The 21,096-nt window shown below is 63.6% G+C and carries 19 protein-coding genes; 6 read left to right on the top strand and 13 right to left on the bottom strand.

The features are described 5' to 3' along the window. Nucleotides 1-2: 2 nt before the first annotated feature. The 10 genes from iolG to HNP00_RS16185 all read right to left on the bottom strand — a co-directional run bounded on the left by iolG (nucleotide 3) and on the right by HNP00_RS16185 (nucleotide 11,685). Entirely contained in the window at nucleotides 3-1,043 is a 1,041-nt protein-coding gene (gene iolG / locus HNP00_RS16230) for an inositol 2-dehydrogenase (RefSeq protein ID WP_184740758.1), read from the bottom strand. 92 nt (nucleotides 1,044-1,135) lie between these two features. After that, nucleotides 1,136-2,068, bottom strand: a complete 933-nt coding sequence (locus tag HNP00_RS16225; protein ID WP_184740757.1) for a hydroxyacid dehydrogenase — start codon at nucleotides 2,066-2,068, stop codon at nucleotides 1,136-1,138. Between the two features lie 84 nt (nucleotides 2,069-2,152). Then, nucleotides 2,153-3,136: a LacI family DNA-binding transcriptional regulator gene (locus HNP00_RS16220; protein WP_260405020.1), complete on the bottom strand. Its 984-nt coding sequence runs from the start codon at nucleotides 3,134-3,136 to the stop codon at nucleotides 2,153-2,155. 35 nt (nucleotides 3,137-3,171) lie between these two features. After that, nucleotides 3,172-4,383 carry a Gfo/Idh/MocA family protein gene (locus tag HNP00_RS16215; RefSeq protein ID WP_184740755.1) on the bottom strand — a complete coding sequence of 404 codons (1,212 nt, stop codon included), beginning with the start codon at nucleotides 4,381-4,383 and terminating at the stop codon, nucleotides 3,172-3,174. Between the two features lie 29 nt (nucleotides 4,384-4,412). After that, entirely contained in the window at nucleotides 4,413-5,216 is an 804-nt protein-coding gene (locus HNP00_RS16210; RefSeq protein ID WP_184740754.1) for an HpcH/HpaI aldolase/citrate lyase family protein, read from the bottom strand. Continuing rightward, nucleotides 5,213-7,162 (bottom strand): 3D-(3,5/4)-trihydroxycyclohexane-1,2-dione acylhydrolase (decyclizing), encoded by a 1,950-nt coding sequence (gene iolD / locus HNP00_RS16205; protein ID WP_184740753.1) that lies wholly within the window; start codon nucleotides 7,160-7,162, stop codon nucleotides 5,213-5,215. The genes HNP00_RS16210 and iolD overlap by 4 nt, the downstream gene beginning before the upstream one ends. Before the next feature lie 22 nt (nucleotides 7,163-7,184). Next, nucleotides 7,185-8,615, bottom strand: coding sequence for an aldehyde dehydrogenase family protein (locus HNP00_RS16200; RefSeq protein WP_184740752.1), 1,431 nt, complete (start codon nucleotides 8,613-8,615; stop codon nucleotides 7,185-7,187). 31 nt (nucleotides 8,616-8,646) lie between these two features. Further along, nucleotides 8,647-9,573 (bottom strand): ATP-binding cassette domain-containing protein, encoded by a 927-nt coding sequence (locus HNP00_RS16195; RefSeq protein WP_184740751.1) that lies wholly within the window; start codon nucleotides 9,571-9,573, stop codon nucleotides 8,647-8,649. Between the two features lie 6 nt (nucleotides 9,574-9,579). Further along, nucleotides 9,580-10,620, bottom strand: a complete 1,041-nt coding sequence (locus HNP00_RS16190; RefSeq protein ID WP_184740750.1) for an ABC transporter permease — start codon at nucleotides 10,618-10,620, stop codon at nucleotides 9,580-9,582. A 72-nt stretch (nucleotides 10,621-10,692) separates the two neighbouring features. Continuing rightward, nucleotides 10,693-11,685: a substrate-binding domain-containing protein gene (locus tag HNP00_RS16185; protein ID WP_184740749.1), complete on the bottom strand. Its 993-nt coding sequence runs from the start codon at nucleotides 11,683-11,685 to the stop codon at nucleotides 10,693-10,695. Nucleotides 11,686-11,922: 237 nt separating this feature from the next. On the opposite strand from HNP00_RS16185, the gene HNP00_RS16180 reads away from it, so the two are divergent. Further along, the gene (locus HNP00_RS16180; protein ID WP_184740748.1) at nucleotides 11,923-12,783 is read left to right on the top strand and encodes a sugar phosphate isomerase/epimerase; all 861 of its coding nucleotides are present in this window, start codon (nucleotides 11,923-11,925) and stop codon (nucleotides 12,781-12,783) included. Nucleotides 12,784-12,830: 47 nt separating this feature from the next. Next, nucleotides 12,831-13,049, top strand: coding sequence for a hypothetical protein (locus tag HNP00_RS16175; protein ID WP_184740747.1), 219 nt, complete (start codon nucleotides 12,831-12,833; stop codon nucleotides 13,047-13,049). A gap of 10 nt (nucleotides 13,050-13,059) precedes the next feature. On the opposite strand, the gene HNP00_RS16170 is transcribed toward HNP00_RS16175, so the two are convergent. Then, entirely contained in the window at nucleotides 13,060-14,508 is a 1,449-nt protein-coding gene (locus tag HNP00_RS16170) for an aminopeptidase P family protein (protein ID WP_395893827.1), read from the bottom strand. 288 nt (nucleotides 14,509-14,796) lie between these two features. On the opposite strand from HNP00_RS16170, the gene HNP00_RS16165 reads away from it, so the two are divergent. Genes HNP00_RS16165 through HNP00_RS23675 form a run of 4 tightly spaced genes read left to right on the top strand, consistent with a single transcriptional unit; the run spans nucleotide 14,797 to nucleotide 20,120 of the window. Then, nucleotides 14,797-16,134, top strand: a complete 1,338-nt coding sequence (locus HNP00_RS16165; protein ID WP_221451566.1) for an MFS transporter — start codon at nucleotides 14,797-14,799, stop codon at nucleotides 16,132-16,134. Between the two features lie 46 nt (nucleotides 16,135-16,180). Continuing rightward, nucleotides 16,181-17,548 carry a hydantoinase/oxoprolinase family protein gene (locus HNP00_RS16160; RefSeq protein ID WP_184740745.1) on the top strand — a complete coding sequence of 456 codons (1,368 nt, stop codon included), beginning with the start codon at nucleotides 16,181-16,183 and terminating at the stop codon, nucleotides 17,546-17,548. Continuing rightward, nucleotides 17,545-18,648, top strand: coding sequence for a DUF917 domain-containing protein (locus HNP00_RS16155; protein ID WP_184740744.1), 1,104 nt, complete (start codon nucleotides 17,545-17,547; stop codon nucleotides 18,646-18,648). The genes HNP00_RS16160 and HNP00_RS16155 overlap by 4 nt, the downstream gene beginning before the upstream one ends. Then, nucleotides 18,645-20,120 carry a CdaR family transcriptional regulator gene (locus HNP00_RS23675; RefSeq protein WP_184740743.1) on the top strand — a complete coding sequence of 492 codons (1,476 nt, stop codon included), beginning with the start codon at nucleotides 18,645-18,647 and terminating at the stop codon, nucleotides 20,118-20,120. The genes HNP00_RS16155 and HNP00_RS23675 overlap by 4 nt, the downstream gene beginning before the upstream one ends. A 119-nt stretch (nucleotides 20,121-20,239) precedes the next feature. On the opposite strand, the gene HNP00_RS22965 is transcribed toward HNP00_RS23675, so the two are convergent. Then, nucleotides 20,240-20,647 carry an aspartate/glutamate racemase family protein gene (locus HNP00_RS22965; protein ID WP_221451565.1) on the bottom strand — a complete coding sequence of 136 codons (408 nt, stop codon included), beginning with the start codon at nucleotides 20,645-20,647 and terminating at the stop codon, nucleotides 20,240-20,242. Continuing rightward, on the bottom strand, nucleotides 20,631-20,909 hold the full coding sequence (locus HNP00_RS23830) for an aspartate/glutamate racemase family protein (RefSeq protein WP_395893830.1): 279 nt from the start codon (nucleotides 20,907-20,909) through the stop codon (nucleotides 20,631-20,633). The genes HNP00_RS22965 and HNP00_RS23830 overlap by 17 nt, the downstream gene beginning before the upstream one ends. Between the last annotated feature and the right edge of the window lie 187 nt (nucleotides 20,910-21,096).

The following is a 21,096-nucleotide window of genomic DNA, read 5'->3' as shown; positions in this document are numbered from 1 at the left end:
GGCTACGGCTGCCCGATCTTGACTGAATTTTCGATCCTGACGGCGCGGCCTGAACGGGCGGACTCTTCGGCCGCGTTGGCCAGAGCGAGTGCTTGCAGGCCGTCGTCGAATCCCGGGCTGCAGGGGATGCCCGCGCGGATGGCCTTCGCGAAGCTGTCCAACTCGTTCCGGTAAGCCGCGGCGTAACGCTCCAGGAAGAACGGCAGGTAGGCATCCGACTCCTCGGTGCCCGCGGCGCCATACTTGCGCACCGTCGTCGGGGTGACGTTGCCTGCGCTGAGCATCCCCTCGCTGCCGAATGCCTCCAGTCGCTGGTCGTGGCCGAAGGCGCTGTGGCGGGAGTTGGTGATGGTGACCAGCTCGCCGTCGCGGCCCTTGAGGGTGATGACAACCGAGTCGAAGTCCCCGGCTTCCTCGATGTAGTCGCAGAACAGGTTGGCGCCGGTGGCGGAAACCTCGATGATGTCAGGGACGAAGAACCGGGCCATGTCCAGGTCGTGGATGCTCTGGTCCCGGAAGATCCCACCGGAAGTAGCAATGTAGGCGGCGGGCGCAGGTGCGGGATCGCGGCTGATGATGGTCAGCTGTTCGAGGCGGCCGATTTCACCCGCTGCGACGCGCGACTGGATAGCCGCGAAGTGGGGATCGAAGCGCCGGTTGAACCCGAGCATGAGGGGGGTGTTGTTGCCCTTGATCGCGTCGCGGCACGCGAGCGCCCGCTCGATGTCGAGGTCGATCGGCTTTTCGCAGAGGGCCGCCACGCCTCGCGCCATGGCGCGCGAGATGAGGTCCACGTGCGTGCTGGTGGGCGAGCCGATCACGACGGCGTCAAGGTCACCGTTCGCGAAAACCTCGTCGGCTGACTCGACAGCGATGGCACCGGTTTCAGCCGCCAACGTTCGGGCTCCATCAATGAAAGGGTCGGCAATCCATGCCAATTCCAGGTCCGGGTGATCGGCGATATTCCGGGCATGAACCTGCCCGATGCGGCCGGAACCGAAGAGCGCTACTTTAAGGGGCTTCACGGGGCGATCAGTGGACATGTGTGGGGGTCCTTTCTAGCTGGTTGCCCGGGAAAAGTTGGGCTTGGGTTGGTTTTGGCGTTTTGACGGGGACGTGCCCAACTTCAGAGCGGTCATGGCGCTGCCACCGCGGCGGGCGTGCGGCCAGCGAGGACGTCAACCGCGCCTTGGGCGGCATCCCTGACGGTGTGGGCCATGCCTTGACGGGTGAATCCCATCAGGTGCGGAGTCAGGACGACGTTTTCGTGGTCGAACAATGGGTGGTGAGCGGGCGGCTCGGGATCGTACACGTCCAGCCCGAGCCCGGAAAGATGGCCGGACTGCAGTGCCTCGTGGACGGCGTCGAGGTCGACGAGGCCGCCGCGGCTGCAGTTGATGAGGATCGCTCCCGGTCGCATGGCCTTGAGCCGGTCCGCGTTGATGAGGTTGTGGTTTTCCGGTGTCAGGGGCGCGTGGAGGGTGATGAAGTCGCTGCCCGCAAGGAGTTCCTCCACACTGTCGCAACGGATCGCCGCGGGGATTTCGGCGAAAGGATCGTAGGCCAGGACCTTCAGCTCGAAGGCCTCGGCGATACGCGCCACCCGTCGGCCAATACGGCCATAGCCGATGATGCCGAGCGTGAATCCCTCCAGGTCTCCGACGTCGACGGCGGCACGCTGCTCCCAGCGTCCCTCGCGGACCAGCGCGGTCAGTGGAGAGAGCTTCTTGACGAGTGCCAGCAGGTGGGCAAACACGCCTTCGGCCACCGAGGCGGTGTTGCTTCCAGGCGTGATGACCACCGGGATCCCGCGCCGGTTGGCCTCGGCGACGTCCACGAGGTCGGTTCCGACGCCGGTCCTGGCAATGACTTTGAGGGCGGGCATGCGGTCCAACAGTTCCCGGTCCACGCGGTAGGCAGCCCTGACGATCGCGGCATCGGCATTGGCCAGGTCCTCGTCGTTGGGGTCCTGGATGAGCCGCTGGTGTTCGGAGAGGAGCGGTTCCACGAGGTCTGGCTCGACGCTGCCGAGAGCGACAAAGATTTGGGGTGTGGTTATGGAAGCCATCGTCATCCTTGAAGATGTGGAGGTATGGGGCGGCGTCAGATATGGCGCCGCTGATACGTCTGGAGGGTTTAAAGGCCTGGTGTTTTAGAGGCCCAGGAGGCTGGATTTCCGCACGACCAAGTGGGGCGTGACGGAATGGTGGACGAACCCGCTGCCCTCGCCATGGATGCGTTCCAGGAGGGTTTTGGCCCCTGTGACGCCAATGCTGGAGCTATCCGGGTCCACCGTGGTCAGTCCCAGGCGCGGCATGGCACCCACCGCGATGTTGTCGTAACCGGTGACGGCTATTTCGACGCCGCGTTCATCGGCAGCTGTCATGGCACCAAAAGCGGCGAGGTCGTTGATGCAAGCCAGCGCTGTGGGGCGCTGGTGCTTGGAGCGGGAGCTGAGGGCCCTTTGAGCGGCAACATAGCCGGACTCTTGGAAGAAGTCGGCATCGACCACGTGGATGTGACGGGCCAGCCCGTGCTCTTCCATAGCCGCCGAATACCCGTCTACGCGTTCCCGGCCAACCGAGCCACCAAGACCGCCAAGGTGCACGATGTTCTCGTGTCCCTGTGCGATCAAGTGCTCAACAACCATTGCCATGCCGAGGGCGTCGTCGCTTCGCACGATATCGGCGGTGTCGATGTAGTCCGGTCCTCCACCGGCAAAGACCACAGCCCCACCGGAAACGGCGCGGCTGAACGGGTGCTGGTCAGGCACCGTTCCGACGACGAGCAGGCCCGCGACCCGCAAATCCCGGAAGGCCTGGAGGATGGATTGGTCCACTCCCCTGCCCGCCGCCGTGACCGCGCTGAAGAGGACGGTGTGCCCGGCCTCTTCAAGTACGGTCCGTGCGGCGTCGGCGACGTCAAAGGCCCACGGGTTGTGCATATCGCTGACTAGCACACCGATGGTGCCACTGTCCCGCGTTGCCAGGGACCGTGCTGCGAGGTTCAACTCGAAGCCCATTTCCTCAACGGCCTTGAGCACCCGCTGGCGGCGTTCGTCACTGACGCGCGGTGAGTCGCGCAGCACGAGTGAGACCAAGGACTTGGAAACGCCGGCGCGTTCTGCCACGTCCATGATCGTTGGCCGCCGGGCGGATGGAGGTGCCATGGTTACACCCGCGCTGCCGTGGTGCCGTGGATTTCCTCGATCTTCTGCCATTGACCCGACAGCGAGGATGCTTCAGCAGCGCTGACAATTGCGGCAGCGGAAGCGGCATCGTGGATGTTGGAGTTCTCCTGCGCTCCTCCAGTGACGGCGACCAGGAACTTCTTGGCCTCGATGACCTTGAGGTCGTCAAAGCCCATGCTGTTGCCGGGGCCCGGTTGGAAGTGTGCGTAGTCGCCGTGGCGGGGGCTGGCGTTGACCGTGGTGTAGCCCTGCTCGTCGTTGTTCCGGCCAAGGCAGACTTTGAGTTCGTTCATGCGCTCGAAGTCCCATTTGAGCGAGCCTTCGGTCCCGTAGACCTCGATCTGGTAACCGCATTCCGGCCCAACGGCAACGCGCGAGGATTCGATGGTGCCGACGGCGCCTGCCCCGCGGGCGGACGGGCCGAAGCGGACAAGCGCTGCAGCGTAGTCCTCATTCTCGACCTCTCCCATTTCACCGTTTTCGATCACCGCGAAGTGCGTCCCTGACCCCATCGCCAGCTTGGGGCGCTGCGTGTAGACCGTGCTTGTGAGCGCGGTTACCTCGGCGATGGGCCCAACTACATATTGGCACAGGTCCGTTGCGTGGCTGAACAGGTCCGCCAACACGCCGGTGCCGGCAAGTTTCCGGTCAAAACGCCAGGACAAGGCGCCGTTGGGTTCGGACGCATACCCCGAGAAGAACACGGCGCGCACGTTGGTGATGCGGCCGAGGCGGCCATCCGCAATGAGCTTCCTGGCGTGCTCTACCGCGGGTGCATGCCGGTAGTTATATCCGATGGAGGTCACGACGCCGGCCTCCACAGCGGCTTCCTGCACGGCTGCGGTTTCTTCATAGCCGCGTCCAACAGGCTTTTCGATCCAGAAATGCTTGCCGGCTTTGGCTGCCGCAATACCGATTTCGGCATGCAGGAAGTTGGGTGCGCAGATGGAGACAACGTCCACGTCCGGGTGGTTCAGGACATCGTGGTAGTCGGTGGTGCCTTCCGCGAAGCCAAGGACGTCGCGGGCATAGTCCACCCGATCCGGCGCCGTGTCCGCCGCGATGACCAGCTTGGTGGCCAAACCAAGCTCCGGGTAGGCGTAGGGGACCGTCTGGTAAGCGCGCGAGTGGAGCTTTCCCATCCATCCGACGCTGATGAGGCCTACACCGACTGTGCGGGATTCTGGGCTCACGTTATTGCCTTTCTCGTTGTAAATTCTTGTCAGTTGCGTGCGGTGTCAAAGGCGTCACGGAATGCCGCAGCCATGATGGTGGAGTCGGAGCCGATGGCAACGAACGTGAACCCTTGACCGACATACTTGGCCGCCGCCAAGCCGTCCACCGCGAGGATTCCCGCCGCTTTGTTGTGCTGTTGCGCGGCCGCGACCACTCGCTGCAACGCCTCTTGGAAAGCACTGCTATCCAGTTGCATCGGCACACCCAGAGCGAAGGACATGTCCATCGGTCCGACGAAGAGGACATCCACGCCGTCCTGCGCCGCGATCTCCTCCACGTGCTCCAGGGCGTCGAGTGTCTCGATCTGGATGATTCCCACGGTTGACTGCTGATCTGCGCTCAACGGAGCCCTGTCCATGCCCCAGCGGCAGGAGCGGTTGTAGGTTGCCACGCCGCGGTCGCCGTAAGGCGGATAGAGCATGTGCTTCACGGTTTGGCTGGCTTCTTCAACGGTGTTCAGTCGGGGCACCATGATGCCTGCCGCGCCCTGGTCCAGGACACGCCCGATGCGGATCCGCTCGGCGCTCTCCACACGAACGATGGTGGGGACACCGTAGCTTCCGGCCGCAAGGACACCGTCGCGGACGGCATCTTCACCCCCGGAACCATGCTCAAGATCGATCAGCACCCAGTCGGCGCCTGCGGCGGCGCACACTTCCGCCGCAGTCGCCGAAGCCATGCCAACAAAAGTTCCCACGGTCACCTCTCCGGCGGCCAAGCGGCGCCGCAGCTGACCGCCGTCGAGCGGTCCGCCGTCGTGGTTTCCGCCGCTCGCTGATGACGCGCTCATCCGAACCACCGCTGGCGGCTCTTTGCCTGCTCGTAATCGGCGCGGAGGGTGCGGACCCATTCCTGTCCGGAGACTTCTGCGGGGGCTACGTCCCACCAGACGTCTCCGCCGGGCAGGTCCACGTGCGGGACGGTGGGCACCACGATCACGACGGGCCCTTCGGTATCGCGAGTGGAGGCCAGCGCTTCCCGGACCTCTGCCGCGGTGGTTGCCCGGATGGCGAGGGCGCCCAGGCCTTCGGCGATCTGCCGCAGATCCACCTTGAGGTAATCGCCATCCAGGCGCGCCTTGGGCGCGTCTTCGACGGCGACGCTGCCGCCGGTGGTGCGGTAGCGGAACTCGTTGCCGAATTCCTTGCCGCTGCGGTTCATCTGGAGGCGGTGGATGACCTGGTAGCCGTGGTTTTCGGAGACGACAACCGTGACGTTGAGTCCTTCCTGCGCGGCCGTGAGGATTTCGGTAGGTGCCATGAGGAACGTGCCGTCGCCGATGAAGGTGACCACCCGATTGTCGTTATTGCCCTCGGCCAGCCGGACGCCCATTCCGGCCGCGATTTCGTAACCCATGCAGGAGAAACCGAATTCCAGGTGGCAGTTGCGGTTACCCGTGGCGTCCCAGACTTTTTGCAGGTCACCGGGAGGTCCTCCCGCCGCCGCAATGATCGTGTCGCCGGAGCGGGCGTGCTCCTGCATCAGGCCGATCAGCTGCGGTTGGGTCAGGACCGCGCCTGTGACCGGCGCGTCGGGGTGGTCTTCCGGGCGGAAGGGAGTGTCGGCGTCGAGCCACTGGGACCGGATGGGGGCCCACTTTGCTTTCTCGGTGTGGACGGTTTCCTGCCAGCTTTCGCTGGTGCTGTGGCCCTCCAAGGAGCGGGAGAGTGCTTCCAGGCCGAGTCGGGCGTCCGCCAGGATGCCCGTGGCGCCCTGCTTGCGGGTATCGGCGTCCACAATGTTCAACGACGCGAAACGGACGTCCGGGTTTTCGAAGATCGACTGCGAGCCGGTGGCGAAGTCTGTGAGGCGGGTGCCGACGCTCAGGACCAGGTCGGCTTGCTTGACGAGGGTGTTGGAGGCGAAGTTGCCCTCCAGGCCGACGCCGCCCACTTGCCACCATTCATCCTTGGTCACGGCGCCCTTGCCGCCGAAGGTCTCCACGACGGGAATGCCGATCTGTCCTGCGAGTGCCTCAAGCGCGGCGTGGGCATCGGAATAGTGGATGCCGCCGCCGGCGATAATCACCGGACGTTCGGCCGAGCGGATGAGCCGGGCGACGTCGTCGACCTCTTCCAGGTCAGGCAGCGGCCGGCGGATCTTCCAATCACGCGGCTCGAAGAATTCGGCCGGGAAGTCGTAGGCGTGGGACTGCACGTCCTGGGGTAGCGAAAGGACCACGGCGCCCGTGTCCGTGGGGCTCGTGAGCACGCGCATTGCCTGCGGAAGTGCGGTCAGGAGCTGCTCCGGGCGGTTGATCCTGTCGAAGAACCGCGAAACAGGACGGAACGCGTCGTTGACCGTGGCATCAGCCTCGGTGGGGTGTTCGAGCTGCTGCAGCACCGGGCCCTGGTGCCGGGTGGCGTAGGTGTCACCCGGCAAGAGCAGGAGCGGAATCCTGTTCACTGTTGCCAGGCCGGCGGCGGTGACGAGGTTGAGCGCGCCCGGGCCGATGGAGGCCGTGACGGCGAGGACTGCCTGGCGACGGCTTGCCTTGGCATACGCGGTGGAGATGTGGGCCAGGTACTGTTCGTGCCGGCCTTGGACGAAGGGCATGTCGTCGGCCAGTTCGTCCAATGCCTGTCCCAGGCCAGCCACGTTGCCGTGGCCGAAGATGCCGAGGGCTGCGGGGACCAGGCGGCGGCGCACGCCGTCGGCCAGCGAATACTGTGCGGAGAGGTACTTGATGACCGCTTGGGCGGTGGTGAGCCTGATGGTCTGCGATGGTGTGGTCATTGCCTTATTCCCGTTGTCGTGGTTACCAGGGGCGCCCGTGCAGGACGACCGTCTTCTCTTCGGTCATTTCCTGGACAGCAGAGCGGACGCCTTCCTTGCCGATGCCGCTGCCTTTCAAGCCGCCATAGGGCATGAGGTCGGCCCGCCACAGCGGCGACCAATTGATGTGGATGTTGCCGGCGTCGATCTGCCGCATGGCCTGGACCGCTCCGGCGACGTCGTTCGTGAAAATGCCGGCGCCCAGGCCGTATTCGTTGTCGTTGGCCATGGCGATGGCGCTCTCCATGTCCTGGGCGGAGGAGACGGCGACGGCGGGCCCGAACAGTTCGTTCCGGCTCAGCGGCGACCGGGGGTCGACCCCGGCGACGACGGCGGGCGTCACCACTGCGCCGTCACGGTCACCGCCGGTGAGGACCCGGGCGCCCGAATGGCGGGCCTCGAGGATCGATGCGTGGACGCGTGAGGCTTCGTCTTCGGAGATCAGCGAACCAAGCCGGGTGTCCTCTTCCTTGGGATTGCCCACGGCGATCGCTTCGACCTTCGGGACCAACGCATCCAGGAAGTCCTTTTCAACCCGACGGTCAACGATGACCCGCTGAACGGAAATGCATACCTGCCCGGCGTTGACGTAGCCGCCGGCAGCCACCGCGGTGGCGGCGAGTTCGAGATCCGCGTCCGGCAGGATGATCACCGGGCATGAGGCCCCCAACTCGAGGGACAGTTTCTTCACTCCCGCGATCGAACTGATGTGCGTCCCGGTGCTAGTGGAGCCGGTGAAGGACACCTTGCGGACCCGCGGGTCCGTCACCAGGACGTCGCCAAGGGAGCTGCCGGGTCCGGTGATCACGGACAGAGCTTCAGGCGGCAGGCCGGCGTCGACGAAGCACTGTGCTAGCTTCAGCGCCGTCAGCGGCGTTGCGCGGGCGGGTTTAAGTACGACGGCGTTACCGGCTGCCAGCGCGGGTGCAATTTTGTGCAACACGAGCAGGGCGGGGTAGTTGAACGGGGTGATGGCGACGACGATGCCCACCGGCTGCCGCAACGTGAAGCCGATCTTGTCCAAGCCTGTCCCGGCGTTCGCGTCCAAGGGAAGCGTGGAACCATACAGCTGGCTTCCCTCATAGGCAGCGAGGCGGATGATGTTGCCGGAGCGGCTGGCCTCGCCCCGCGCCTCCGTGATGGGCTTTCCGGTTTCTGCGCTAATCGTCTGGGCGATGTCCTCGGCGCGTTCATCCGCCAGGGCGGCTGCACGCAGGAGGATGTCGACGCGGACGTGGGCCGGCGTGGTCCTTTGGACGTGGGCACCGATCTCGGCCCGGTCAAGGGCGGCCTCGGCGTCCTGGACTGTTGCCACAGGGACCGTGTCGATGGTCCGGCCGTCGAAGGGCGAGCGGACCTCTTCGGTCCTGCCGTCGGCGGCGCCGCGCCAGTTTCCAGCTATTAGCATTTCCATGGTTGCTCCATCAGGTTGTGTACGTTCGCGCTTAGTGGCGCTTGGTGTTGCTTTCGGCTGCAGCGTCGGCTACCCCGGCGACTTCGGCCTGGACTTCCTTGAGGGCCTCCGTGTGTCCGCCGAGCTGCTCGAGTTCGTGGGCGAGTTCCGCGAGCTCGGCGCCGCCGGCCATCTGGGCGGTGAGTTCGTCCAAGGTGATGTCCTTCTTGTCGTAGTAGCCGATCGACTTGCCGCGCTTGAGCAGCAGGAACCGGTCACCCACGGGGAAGGCGTGGTGCGGGTTGTGCGTGATGAAGATGACCCCCAGCCCGCGGTCGCGGGCCTGCAGGATGTAGCGGAGCACGACGCCGGACTGCTTCACACCCAGCGCGGCCGTCGGTTCGTCCAGGATCAGCACCTTCGCCCCGAAATACACGGCCCGGGCGATCGCCACGCACTGGCGCTCACCGCCGGAGAGCTGGCCGATGGGCTGTTCCACATCGCGCAGGTCGATGCCCATCTCGGCCAGTTCCTTCAGCGTGATGTCCTTCATCTTCTGGACATCCATGGACTTGAACGGCCCCCAGCCGGTGGTCAGTTCCGAGCCGAGGAAGAAGTTCCGCCAGATCGGCATCAACGGGACCACGGCCAGGTCCTGGTACACGGTGGCGATGCCTGCGTCCAGGGCTTCACGCGGGCTGCCCAGTTTGCGTTCCTCGCCCATGATCTTGAACGAGCCTTCATCGTGCTGGTGGAGGCCGGCGATGATCTTGATGAGCGTGGACTTGCCCGCACCGTTGTCCCCCAGCACGCAGGTGACCCGGCCGTTGTCCACGGCCATGGTCACATCGCGCAAGGCGATGACATTGCCATAGTGCTTACCAATCTTGTCCAGGGACAGTAGGTGCACGGGCGTGTGGGTCAGCGGATCCTTTTCATCCTTAAGCAGGGTCTGCTGGTTAATCTGTTGTGCATTCATGGTTCTTTACTTGCTTTCGGCTCGACGCTTGACGATCAAGTTCACGATGGTGGCCAGCAGCAACATCAGGCCCAGGAAGAACTTGAACCAGTCAGGGTTCCACTGCGCGTACACGATGCCCTTGTTGGCCATGCCGAAGATGAACGCACCGATCGCACCGCCCACCGCCGAACCGTAGCCGCCCGTGAGCAGGCAGCCGCCGATGACCGCCGCGATGATGTAGAGGAACTCGTTGCCCACGCCTTCACCGGACTGAACGGTGTTGAAGGCGAACAGGTTGTGCATGCCCAGGATCCACCCGCAGAAGCCCACGGCCATGAACAAGCCGATCTTGGTCTTGGTCACCGGCACACCCACCGCACGGGCAGCGTTCGCGTCGCCACCGGCGGCGAAGATCCAGTTGCCCACCTTGGTGCGCAACAGCACCCAGGACGCTACGGCGACGAGACCGATCCAAATGAAAACGGTGACGTTTACCTCAATCCCGGCGATATTCACGCTCGAGGCGAAGATCGCCTTTGCCGCATCGAATCCGTCGATGCTCGAGATCGAAGGCGTAGCTACCGCACCGCCGATCATGCGGGTGAGACCAAGGTTGAGGCCAGCCAGCATGAGGAAGGTGGCCAGGGTGACGATGAAGCTGGGAAGTTTCGTCTTGACCAGTATCCAGCCGTTGATGAACCCGATGCCGAGCGAAATCAACAGCGCGAACAGGACTCCCACCCAGATGTTGACGCTGAAGTACCAGCTGAACATGGAAGCAGACAGGGCAGAGGTGATGACGGCTACGCCCGTGGAGAGGTCGAACTCCCCGCCGATCATCAGCAGGGCCACCCCGACGGCCATAATGCCGATCGTGGAGCTTCCGTAGAGGACGGTCGCTAGGGAGTTGGGCTGCAGGAAGACAGGGGCGATGGCGGAAAAGAAGACGAAGAGGACGACGGCCCCCACGAGGGCGCCGATTTCCGGCCGGACCAGCAGTTTCTGGAGGGGGTTCCGTGTGCTGACCCGCTCATCGGAAGTGGCGGTTAAGACGGCATTGGCCATGATTACTAAACTCCTTTGGCGTGGGATGCCGGGCCGTAGTTGTGCCCGGCATCCCGACGGTTTTCTTGCGGGTTAGCGGATACCGGCCTGAGCGAACTTGGAGACGTCAGCTGCGTTGGACTTATCCACCACGGCCGGTCCGGTGTAGACCTGCTGGCCGCCACCGACCTTGAAGCCACCGACCTTGCTGAGCCAGATCGCATCGACTGATCCGTAGCCCTGCAGGTACGGCTGCTGGTCCACCGTGAACTCGACGCTTCCATCCACGATCGCCTTGGCCAGATCGCCGTTCAGGTCAAAGGAAGCCACCTTGACTTTGCTGCCGCTGTCCTTGACTGACTTGACGATGGTCAGCGTGAACGGGGCGCCGAGACCGACGATCGCGTCGGCGTCTGGAGTCGACTGCAGCTTCGCGGTGACCGTGGAAGCAACGGATGTCATGTCTGCACCGTTGACGTACACAACCTCCGAGCCGGGGACGTTCTCCTTGATGCCGGCGCAACGGTTCTCAAGCCCGACGTGGCCCTGCTCTTGGATGACACAGATCGGGTGCTTGATGCCCTCTGAGGCTAGGCGCTTGCCCACCGTGACGCCGGCGAGTTTGTCGCTCTGCCCGAAGTGGGCCATGACTCCCATTGCTTTGTACTGGTCCTCGCCGGCGTTCAGACTCACTACCGGAATCCCGGCAGCGAGAGCCTTCTGGACGACATCCTTCAGGGCGTCAGGCTTTGCGAGGGTGACGGCGATGCCGTCGACCTTCTGGTCTATGGCCTGCTGCACGAGCTGCGCCTGGCGGCCGGCATCCCCGTCTCCGCTGTAGAGAAGCTCAACGTTGTCTTTCTTCGCCGCCGTTTCAGCGCCCTTGCGGACAATGTCCCAGAACGTGTCCCCGGCCGCAGCGTGGGTGATCAGCGCGATCTTGAGGCGCGGCGTGTCAGCCACCTGCCCGGCCGCCCCGGCGCTGCCGTTGTCAGCCGGCTTGCCGCCGCCTGAACATGCTGCCAGCGCCAGAAGCGGTACTACGGCCAGCGCCACTGCGCCCCGCCGCCAATTGAACTTTGCCACGTGAGATCTCCTTTGATGTCGCGTACTTCGACCGTCGACCCCGCTTCTGTGCCTTCGAAGACATGGTGGGAGGACGGAACCATCTAGCTATGAACGAATGTGATGCAAATCGCTTTATGGAACGCTCCAACGCTAAATCAAGGCTTGACCAATTGTCAATGGAGCGTTCCAATTAGATGGTCGATGGGTGTTCGCACCCCAATTGCTACCGAACCGCGCACCGTCGCGAGGAGAACGATGACGTACTCAAGCACCCCCGAACTAATCGCTACCTGCTGGACCAGCGCAGGCAACATCGCGCCTTTGAGCATCCCCGAGACCAGCCCCGTCCTTCTCGCCGAGCGCTTGGCAGCCATCGCCGCCACGGGATGGGCCGGGTTCGGATTGGCGTATGACGACCTCGTCGCCGCAAGGGATTCAATCGGCTTCTCCGGGCTCAAGGGACTCATCGACCAAGCCGGCTTCCGCTACGTTGAAGTCGAGCTACTCAGCGACTGGTGGGACGAATCCCGCTCCCATGAGTGGAGGCCGCAGTTCGAGCTGCTCCTCGATGCCGCAGAGACACTGGGGGCGCGCTTCATCAAGATCGGAACGGCGTTCGGCGAGCCCTTGAATGATCTCGACTTCCTGGTGGAGCCGCTGCGACGCCTGACAAAAGGGGCCTCACAAAGGGGGACGCGCATCGCGCTCGAGCCCATGCCTTTTTCGATGGTCGGCTCGATGCCGGCGGCCGCCGAGCTCATGCGGTCTGTCGATATGCCGGACTGCGGTTTGGTGGTTGATTACTGGCATGTCTTCCGGGCGGGAACGAGCTTGGAGGAACTGTCCCGCAGCCTCACCGCCGACCAGATTTTCGGGGTGGAGCTCAACGACGCGGACGCGGAAATCAGGGGAACACTCTTTGAAGACACCCGCGACAATCGCCGTCTCTGCGGAGAAGGTGACCAAGATGTCACTGGGTTCATCAAAACGCTCCAGGCCATCGGTTTCAATGGACCATGGGGCGTGGAAATCCTCTCCGAGCAACACCGCACACGTCCCGTTAGCGAAGCGCTGGAATCCGCCCGCTCGACGGCGTTGCAATGTTTCCCGGCCTGATTCGCCTTTCGGGCACTTCGGCTACGGTCAAAGCGGACACCAGAAGGATGCACCTCCAGCACGACTGGGTGGCGCTACTCGGCGAAGTGATCCAGATCCGGGTGGATGACAGGACAGTCCGCACCGGACGCGTCGACGGCGTCACCCCGGACGGAGCCATCCTATGGATCGAGGGACACGGCGCCGAGCCCCGCACGATGTTCGAGCGCTGCGAAGGGTTCACCGCTTGGATCGACTACAAATGGGATACCGGGGGATGCCGCTAACCTCGCTGCCTCATGCCGACGAGGACTCAACCGACTGCATCCATCCTTCAATGTCTTCCGGACGCCGGGGTAGCGCCGCGCTGAGGTTGACCGGGCCTGCATCGGAAATCAGGATGTCGTCCTCTATTCGTACGCCAATGCCGCGGAATTCAGGCGGTACTGCGAGGTCTTCCTCTTTGAAATAGAGGCCGGGTTCGATCGTGAATACCATTCCGGAGACTAGCATTCCGTCCAGATACAGCTCTTTCCGGGCTTGTGCGCAGTCGTGGACGTCCAGACCCAGATGGTGGCTCGCGCCATGAGGCATCCATCTGCGGTGATGCTGGCCGTTTGGCGCCAGTGCCTCCCGGATTGAAACAGGGAGTATTCCCCACGTTTCCAGTCGGGTTGCAAGGACTTCCATGGCCGCGTCGTGAATGTCGCGGAACCTTCGGCCGGGCGAGGCCGCGCAGAACGCGGCGTCCGCGGCTTCCAGCACGGCCTCGTAGACCAGGCGCTGCACGTCTGAGAACCGTCCGCTGACCGGGAGCGTCCGCGTAATATCGGCCGTGTACAGGGAATTCGTCTCCGCGCCGGCGTCCAGGAGCAGGAGCTCGCCTGGCCTCACGGGACCGTCGTTGCACATCCAGTGCAGGGTGGTCGCATTGTTCCCTGATGCCGCGACGGTCTCGTAGCCGACATCGTTGCCGTCCACGCGGGCGCGTCCTGCAAAGGTCGTTTCCACCACTCGCTCACCCCGGGGGTGTGCGAGGGCTCTGGGGAGCGCCTTGACCACGTCATGGAAGCCTTCAACTGTGATGGCAACCGCTTTGCGTATCTGCTCAACTTCCCAGGCGTCCTTGACCAGACGAAGTTCTGACAGGACTTCGCTCAAGCTGTCATCCAACTCCAGCCAGGAGGGTTCCTTGTGAGCACCGACTGAGTCATCAGTACGGCGGCGGCTAGAGTCAACGAGAGCATCCACCCAGGGGTCGAGCCCCCGCAGCGAGCAGATCTGAACGTCTCGCGGCCGGCCTTCGCTGGCAATATTCCAAACTGCCGTCTCAATTTCGGCGATGTCAGCCGTGACGATACCGCATGTGGCCTGGACTGCTGCCAGCGATGGCCGTTCTCCGATCCAGAAGCCGCCGAAGATCTCGTCTGAATAGTAATCGGCATTTCCCGGCCCGGACGGCGGAGGAAGGTACAGGGTGGCGCGATGATGGCCGCCGCTATCACCTTCCCCGCGCCCCACAGGTTCCAGAATCAAAACCGAGCCGGGTTCACAGCGTGCTCCCAGCCCGGTCAGATGGACAAACGCGGAGTGCGCGCGAAACCGGTAGTCACTGTCTCCTGCACGGACTTTGAGCGTGCCGGCAGGAATCACGAGTCGCTTGGATTCCATCTGCCGCGAGAGCATCAGCCGTCGCTGGGCAGCATAGGGGGCACCGCCATCGGACGTCGGATCTGTCGTGGGCACACGCCAGTGGTTCGCCAAGAAGGACCGGAAGGCTTCAGAGTCAGGCCGGCGTGATCTGTTTCCGCCGCGCTCCGAGAGCGGCTGCGGCCCCTTGACTGATAACTGGATATCTTTCACGGGACCATCCTGGCCGAGACCACTTTCCCGCGACCAAGCGCTGCGCACAGTCCCCTTGGCCTTTGGTGTGCGCATCGCCCAGCCTCGCGTACTGGGCCCTTTCTAGTGTGATCTGTGTAACCCCCAGGAGGGGTTTAATTAGCAATAGCGGGTCAAGCAAAGGAACGAAAGATGAGCTCCATACCTGCAGGAACACGCACCCCGGGCCTGGAAATGGTCCAGACGGTTTCGGGTGCCTTTGAAGACATGCGGTTCAGCCGTGTGCACGCGAAGATCGCCATCGCCCTGTTCATCACGTTTGTCATTGAGGCTTGGGAACAACTGGCCCTCGTCTACGTCTCCGACAACCTTGCGTCCAGCTTCGGCCTGGATTTCGAACAACTCGGCGTCGCGCTTTCTGCTGTCGCAACCGGCATGATTCCCGGCGTCCTCATTTGGGGCCCTATTGCCGACAGATTCGGCAGAAAACCGGTGGCGGTGATCAGTCTAGGCGTCTATTCGCTGATTGCCTTGGCGGCGGCGTTCTCCACTTCCTTTGAGATGCTCACCGGCTTGAGGATCCTGTCAGGCATTGCCCTGGCAGGAATCTACACAGTGACGTTCCCGTACTTTCTAGAGCTGATGCCCACCAAGGTCAGAGGGCGGGCCACAGTGCTGTTGTCCATCGGGTGGCCGATCGGCGTCCTGGCCGCTGTGGCTTCCTCCCAGATGCTTGGGTTCCTCGGATGGCAGGCAGTGGCAATTGCCAGCGCCGCCGCCGGCATCTGGACTTTCCTGGTCTGGGCATGGGTTCCGGAGTCGCCCTACTGGCTGGCGACACGCGGCCGCTTCTCCGACGTCCGAAAGGTTCTCGGACGTCTTCGAGTCTCCGTCTCTCCGGACGCCGTGTTCGGCCTGGAGGGTTCCAAGAGCGCGGCAAAACCCTGGCTTCTGCTGTCCCGTCCGCTGCGCCGGATCACCTTGCTCATGCTGATCCTGAACTTCGCGTTCAACTGGGCTTACTGGGGACTGCAGACCTGGCTTCCCACACTGCTGCAGCAAAAAGGCCTCTCCCTTTCCAGCAGCTTGGACTTTGTGGCCCTGAGTGCACTCTTCATGATCCCCGGTTATGTTTCGGCTTCCCTGCTGACGAGGAAATTCGGGCGCAAAAAACTCTTCGTGGCCTACCTCGCGGGTTCGGTGCTGAGCGGGCTGCTCTTCGCCTACGCGCCGGACGTTACCGTGCTTTATGTGGCCAATTTCGCGCTGTCCTTCTTTATGCTCGGAGCCTGGGGAATTTGGAACACCTGGAACTGCGAGTTCTACCCAACGGTGCTCCGGAACACCGGATCCTCGTGGGCGCTGGCGGCGCAGCTTATCGCCACGGCCGCGGCGCCCTCAACGGTAGGCTTCCTTTTGGGTCAGTCGGTCGACTTCACGGGCACCGTGGTCATCATTAGCGGATTCCTGCTGCTCACCCTCGCCGTATCGCTTCCGCTGCCGGAAACCGAGGGCAAGGGACTCACATAGGCGGGACACACTCATCGCAAGAGTGTCCCAGCCGGGGACGGAAGCTATGCACCTTGGAATAGAGGTCGGATCAGATGCCATCACGATGGCCGCGCTGGATAGTTCGGGCTCGCTGGCCGGCCGTGCGACGATGACGGACACGTCCATCACGGAGGGACTGAACAATGGACTAGCCCGTCTGACTTCCGCAATCATCGAATCCGTTTCCTGCGTGGTGATCGCCATCCACGATCAGGTCCAGGCAGGGCAACTCCAACCAACCGCGGTGCTCCGTCTTTCCGGCCCGGCTCACCCAGCGCTGCGCCCACTTGCAGCCTGGCCAAGAGAACTTTCGGCCCGGATTGGAACCTGTGTAGAAACCATTCGCGGAGGCGCAACGTTGGCTGGAACCAGCATCTCGGACCCGGACTTGAGGCAGGTCGCTGACCTGGCCCGACGCGCCACGGATGCTGGGGTGCCGCGCATCGCGGTCTGCGGGGCAGGCTCGCCAACACGGCCAGATCTGGAGGAATCCTGTGCCGAAGCCATCACCTCTGTTGCACCGGAACTGTCAATTACCCTGTCTCACACGCTGGGAGGCAGTGGCCTCAGGGACCGCGAGAACGCGGCGGTCCTCAACGCAGCCTTGCGTCCCTGGGCTGCCGCGTTCTCGGAGACACTTGAAGAGACATTGAAGTCGCATGGAATACACGCCCCCGTCTATGTGGCCAGGACATCCGGCGGCGCCGTAGTCCTGGAGCACTTCAGACAGTTCCCGATTGTCTGCATCGACGGGGCCAGCGGATGCCTCTTCGCGGGGGCAGCACACTTGGCGAACTTGTCTGATGCCGTCGTGGTCGACGCAGGCCACGACGGCATCAGATCCGTCATCCTCGAGTCCGGGAGGCTGCCGACCCGGCCGGAGAGTTCCTACGATTCAGCGATACGGATGTCAGTCGCCGAGGTCGCCTACGAACAGCTTGCATGGAAAGACCTGAACCTGGGACCCTTCCCGCCGCACCATCTAGGGCCACCCGCCCGATCCGAACCCAGAAACAGGCATCTCAACCTCGCTGCAGCACTCATGCTTGGCAGCTTCAATTCTCCGATGATTGTTGTCGGTCCGAGAGCCATGGAACTCGCCCCCGAGCTAGGACCGGAGTACGCGCTGTTCGCGGCCGCGGTTGGCGCTGCCCGGTCTCCCGTTCGAGCCGAACTGGAGCGCGTCATCAGGGTTGACGAGACCCGGACACTGGCCCAGGCCCTGGCGCAGGCGCAGGAGGACGCGGTGAACCTGTCCGTCGAGGCGGGCGCGGACAGAGTGACCATTCGCATTGAGCGGCTGGAGCACGCGCCCATGTCCTACTTGCCCCCGGGCTTCCACAGAGTCGCCGTCGGCGCGGCCGGCGAGCCGAAGTCAGCGAGATCGGCATGAACGGCCAGTACATTCCTGCGATCAACACGGACAATCTCGATGCCTTCGCACGCGGCGTGCGGCGCTTCACAACGGGCATTGACGAGGCTGGATATCAAGCCGCCCTGGACTGGGCGCGGGCTGAAGTGACCGCCCGCTCTGTACCGCTCCTCCGGTTGAACGACCTTCCCCGGGGCAGCTTCTGCTCCCTCAGCATTGTCGGATCCGCCGCTGCCCTGTCAGAACTGCTTCCTGAAGGAAACGAGGCACTACGGGCAATCAGGACACTGGAGCGCTGGGTTGGCACCGAATTCCAAGGCATAGTCCCGCTGAACTGTTCGGGGGAAAATCCCCTCATCTCTGCGGCTGCCGCCGCCGCGAGCGGGAAACCGCTAGTTGATGGAGACGGCTGCGGCCGGGTCCTGCCGCTGCTGGAGCAGACAACGTTCACCCTCCACGGCATTAGCGTCGGACCCATCGCCGTGGCCACGCCGATGCGCGACGACCTCATCCTGGACGCGCCGGCCACGCGGATCGAAGAACTGATCCGACCGATAGTCGCTGCTGCCGGCGGATGGGCAATAGTGGCGTGCTATCCCATGTCAGCGGAACAGCTGGCGATGGCAGGCCTTCCGGGCACCCTTTCAAACGCCCTCCGAAGCGGGCATCCCGACTTCGGCCCTGATCCATTGGTTTCCCGGACACTCTGCCGCGGAACGATCTCAGGCATCGAGTATCCGATACAGTCCATCGCCGGGCAGCCACGGTCCAGCGCAGCCGGGACCCTGCCCTCGGCGCCAGTCAGCATACTGATCAGCGAGTCGGCGGAGCCACGCAGCCATCTGCGGCTGGAAGCCCACAATGAAATATTCCTCGCCTTGGCCGACGGCCGGGTCATCGCCAGCGCCCCGGACCAGATTCTCATCCTGAACCCGCGGACCCATGAGGTTATCAACCTGGAAAACCTAACGGTCGGCGAGCCCGTGCATGTCGCCATGGTTCCCGCGGCGTCCCCGGCATGGAAGACCAAACAGGGCCGACTGCTCATGCAGCTTTCCGGGCACGCCGTGGAAGGCTTCTACAACCTGTCCGAGGACACAATGAATGAAGGTGCCCCGTGAGGGAACGACCGTCTAAAGACCTCACAGTCTCAGACCTGCTCCGGGACGTGATGGGCCTGGGCCAAGCGTTCGGTGGCGACTTCACCGGGGCGGCCCGGAGCGTCCAGATCGTCGACAGCCTCGACGCCATTTCCGTAGCCCACCCGCACACGGTGCTCGTCCTAACCGAGTCCCTGGCCTCGAGCGGGTGGCGAGTGGAAATGGCTCTTCGCAGCGCCTGGGAGCGGGCTGCAGCATGCGTGGTGGTGCCACATTCACCGGTCCACGAAGCGTCCGTGGGGGCACTGGCTGACCGGCTTGGTGTTCCCATGTTCCTCAGCCACGAAAACCCCTTTCAGGTGGCCGTTCGCGTCGCCGCCGCGATCGCCCAACCCGAGGCGACCCGCGCGGCACTACTCGCCCGGGTCGCGCACGAACTGGCTGCGCTCCGCGATCCAATGCCACGACAGATCATGGCTGTCCTGGAGAGGGCACTCCCGCAAAAGAACATCTATTTCACCGGGCCCGACGACGGCGTGCTGCTGGGCCATATTGTCACGGATCACCGGATGGAGTCCACGCAGCTTTTGGTCACCGACGAGCACAGGCTCACCATCGGCACCCTCGTAGTACAGACGCCACCAGATTCTCCCGACTCCACCGGGAAGATCGAGGAGGTTCTCGAGCTGGCCGCCGCAGCATATTCCCTGTGGGCCGCTCGCACCCGGAGCCACGACGAGCGCGCCGGTGTCCGCTCGTCTCTCCTTTTGGAGCAGCTGCTGTCCGGGGATTCGGAAGATTATCAACTGCTCTCCACGGCGCTCGGCTGGCCTGCCGGAGGACCGTTCCTGATGGCGGCCCTGGGGCTGACGTCCGCCTCGCAGGCGACTGTAGACCCCGCCATGGTTTTCCGCTCCTTCTGGCCGCGGCGGCCGGACTTCTCCCCATTGATGCGGTACAAGGATGTCTGGATCGGGTGGTACCGGCTTAAGGGAAACGCCCCCATTGACGATGATCTGAAGGCGTTTAGCAAGATCGTGGGGACCGTGGTGAACAAAGCGGCGAATACCGTGCCCTGCTCCGCGGGCGTCTCCGGATGCTTTTCCTCGATGGCCGGGGCCAGCCAAGCGATCCTGGAGGCCACTACCGCGGCAAGCGTCGCCGTCGCGGTGGCTGGACGAGTTGTTCTCGCGGGCCAGATGGGACCTGAACAGCTCCTGGCAACCCTCCCGAGGCAAGCGATGACACAGCCCGCACGCATGGTGCTCGCCGGGCTGCTGGAAGCCGACGTCGACGGTACTCTGCTGAAGACGCTGGCATGCCTTCTCGATGTCGGACTGGCGCCGTCGCTGGCCGCGCAGCAGCTGGGCGTGCACCGGAACACCATCACCGCCAGGCTACAAAAGATCAAGGACCTCGGCTACGATCCCGGGGACCCGCGACAGCGGCTGGCCCTGCATCTGGCGTGCACTGTGCTTGTCCCCGGGATCTAGACGGTCCTGGCAGAATCGGACGGAGCCGCTGACCGCCTAAACGCAGTAGCACGCAGACCCCTCGGCACAGATGAGTCCCTGTGCGACGGCGACTTCATCGTGGCAGGGTGGGATGTTCGTCATGCCGGCACCACAATGAGATTGCCGAATGGTTCAGCCACATCGAAAACACCTATGGCCGCCAACTCGGCCTCCGGCGGCGCTTCACACGACCACCTCCGGCTCGGAACCCATCCTTGGCTTCTGCGCAGACGGCCGAAATGTTCAGCCCGCGCGATCGCCGCGACGGACGGGTCGATCACAGGCACGCCAATTTCTTCTTGGAAACTGCGGTGAAAGCCCGCCTCCATGGTGCACCCAAGAATGAGGGACTCCGAATGGTCCCGTTCGACCGCGATACGCCCGGCCTCCACCATGCGGGCGCGGGTTTCCGCGTGGTCCCTCTGAAAGTCGTCAACACCCAGGCACAGAGGGTAGACGCCGGTCAGCGCATTGCCCTTGCCGTAGCTGTCAATCGTGCGTCCCATCTGATGGGGCCCACTTCTCCCGACCGATGATTACACCAAAGCGATTCGACAATGTTGACGCGACATCAATGGCAGCTTCGCAGGGCGCGGTGACTATCATCCCGCCTGAGAGCTCCCGCGAGTCGAGCAAGGCTGTGTCGTAGAAGCAGCCGATGACGAGTGCATCGAATCCTTCGGTACTCGCAGCCCTCACCGCCTGGATAATTGCACGCGTCACCATCGCCTCGTAGGAGCGGTACTCGATATGCGAGAACAGCCCCACTGAACAAGGAAGGGACGTCACGTGAACCTCGGTGCCGGGCTGCTTTCATTGGTGGCGAGTTCGGCGAAGAGTGCATCTTCGCCGAACTCGTCGGGAGCGGGATTCAAATACATGATCTTGAGCGGTCCCTTGGACACGGCAGACTCCTTTGCGCATTGGATGACGTGTCCCCATGCTTGCAAATGCA

Origin of the sequence: Arthrobacter sp. AZCC_0090, assembly GCF_014207375.1 — a bacterium.
Taxonomy (GTDB): Bacteria; Actinomycetota; Actinomycetes; order Actinomycetales; family Micrococcaceae; genus Arthrobacter.
The sequence above is the reverse complement of the archived record's forward strand: the minus strand, read 5'-3'. Positions and strand labels throughout refer to the sequence as shown.

Coding starts and splice junctions, on each gene's coding strand:
- HNP00_RS16200 (WP_184740752.1), bottom strand. CDS start 8,615: ATGGAAATGCTAATAGCTGGAAACTGGCGCGGCGCCGCCGACGGCAGG.
- HNP00_RS22965 (WP_221451565.1), bottom strand. CDS start 20,647: ATGGGACGCACGATTGACAGCTACGGCAAGGGCAATGCGCTGACCGGC.
- iolD (WP_184740753.1), bottom strand. CDS start 7,162: ATGACCACACCATCGCAGACCATCAGGCTCACCACCGCCCAAGCGGTC.
- HNP00_RS16220 (WP_260405020.1), bottom strand. CDS start 3,136: ATGGACGTGGCAGAACGCGCCGGCGTTTCCAAGTCCTTGGTCTCACTC.
- HNP00_RS16175 (WP_184740747.1), top strand. CDS start 12,831: ATGCACCTCCAGCACGACTGGGTGGCGCTACTCGGCGAAGTGATCCAG.
- HNP00_RS16225 (WP_184740757.1), bottom strand. CDS start 2,068: ATGGCTTCCATAACCACACCCCAAATCTTTGTCGCTCTCGGCAGCGTC.
- HNP00_RS16190 (WP_184740750.1), bottom strand. CDS start 10,620: ATGGCCAATGCCGTCTTAACCGCCACTTCCGATGAGCGGGTCAGCACA.
- HNP00_RS16210 (WP_184740754.1), bottom strand. CDS start 5,216: ATGAGCGCGTCATCAGCGAGCGGCGGAAACCACGACGGCGGACCGCTC.
- HNP00_RS16195 (WP_184740751.1), bottom strand. CDS start 9,573: ATGAATGCACAACAGATTAACCAGCAGACCCTGCTTAAGGATGAAAAG.
- HNP00_RS16155 (WP_184740744.1), top strand. CDS start 17,545: ATGAACGGCCAGTACATTCCTGCGATCAACACGGACAATCTCGATGCC.
- iolG (WP_184740758.1), bottom strand. CDS start 1,043: ATGTCCACTGATCGCCCCGTGAAGCCCCTTAAAGTAGCGCTCTTCGGT.
- HNP00_RS16180 (WP_184740748.1), top strand. CDS start 11,923: ATGACGTACTCAAGCACCCCCGAACTAATCGCTACCTGCTGGACCAGC.
- HNP00_RS16165 (WP_221451566.1), top strand. CDS start 14,797: ATGAGCTCCATACCTGCAGGAACACGCACCCCGGGCCTGGAAATGGTC.
- HNP00_RS16160 (WP_184740745.1), top strand. CDS start 16,181: ATGCACCTTGGAATAGAGGTCGGATCAGATGCCATCACGATGGCCGCG.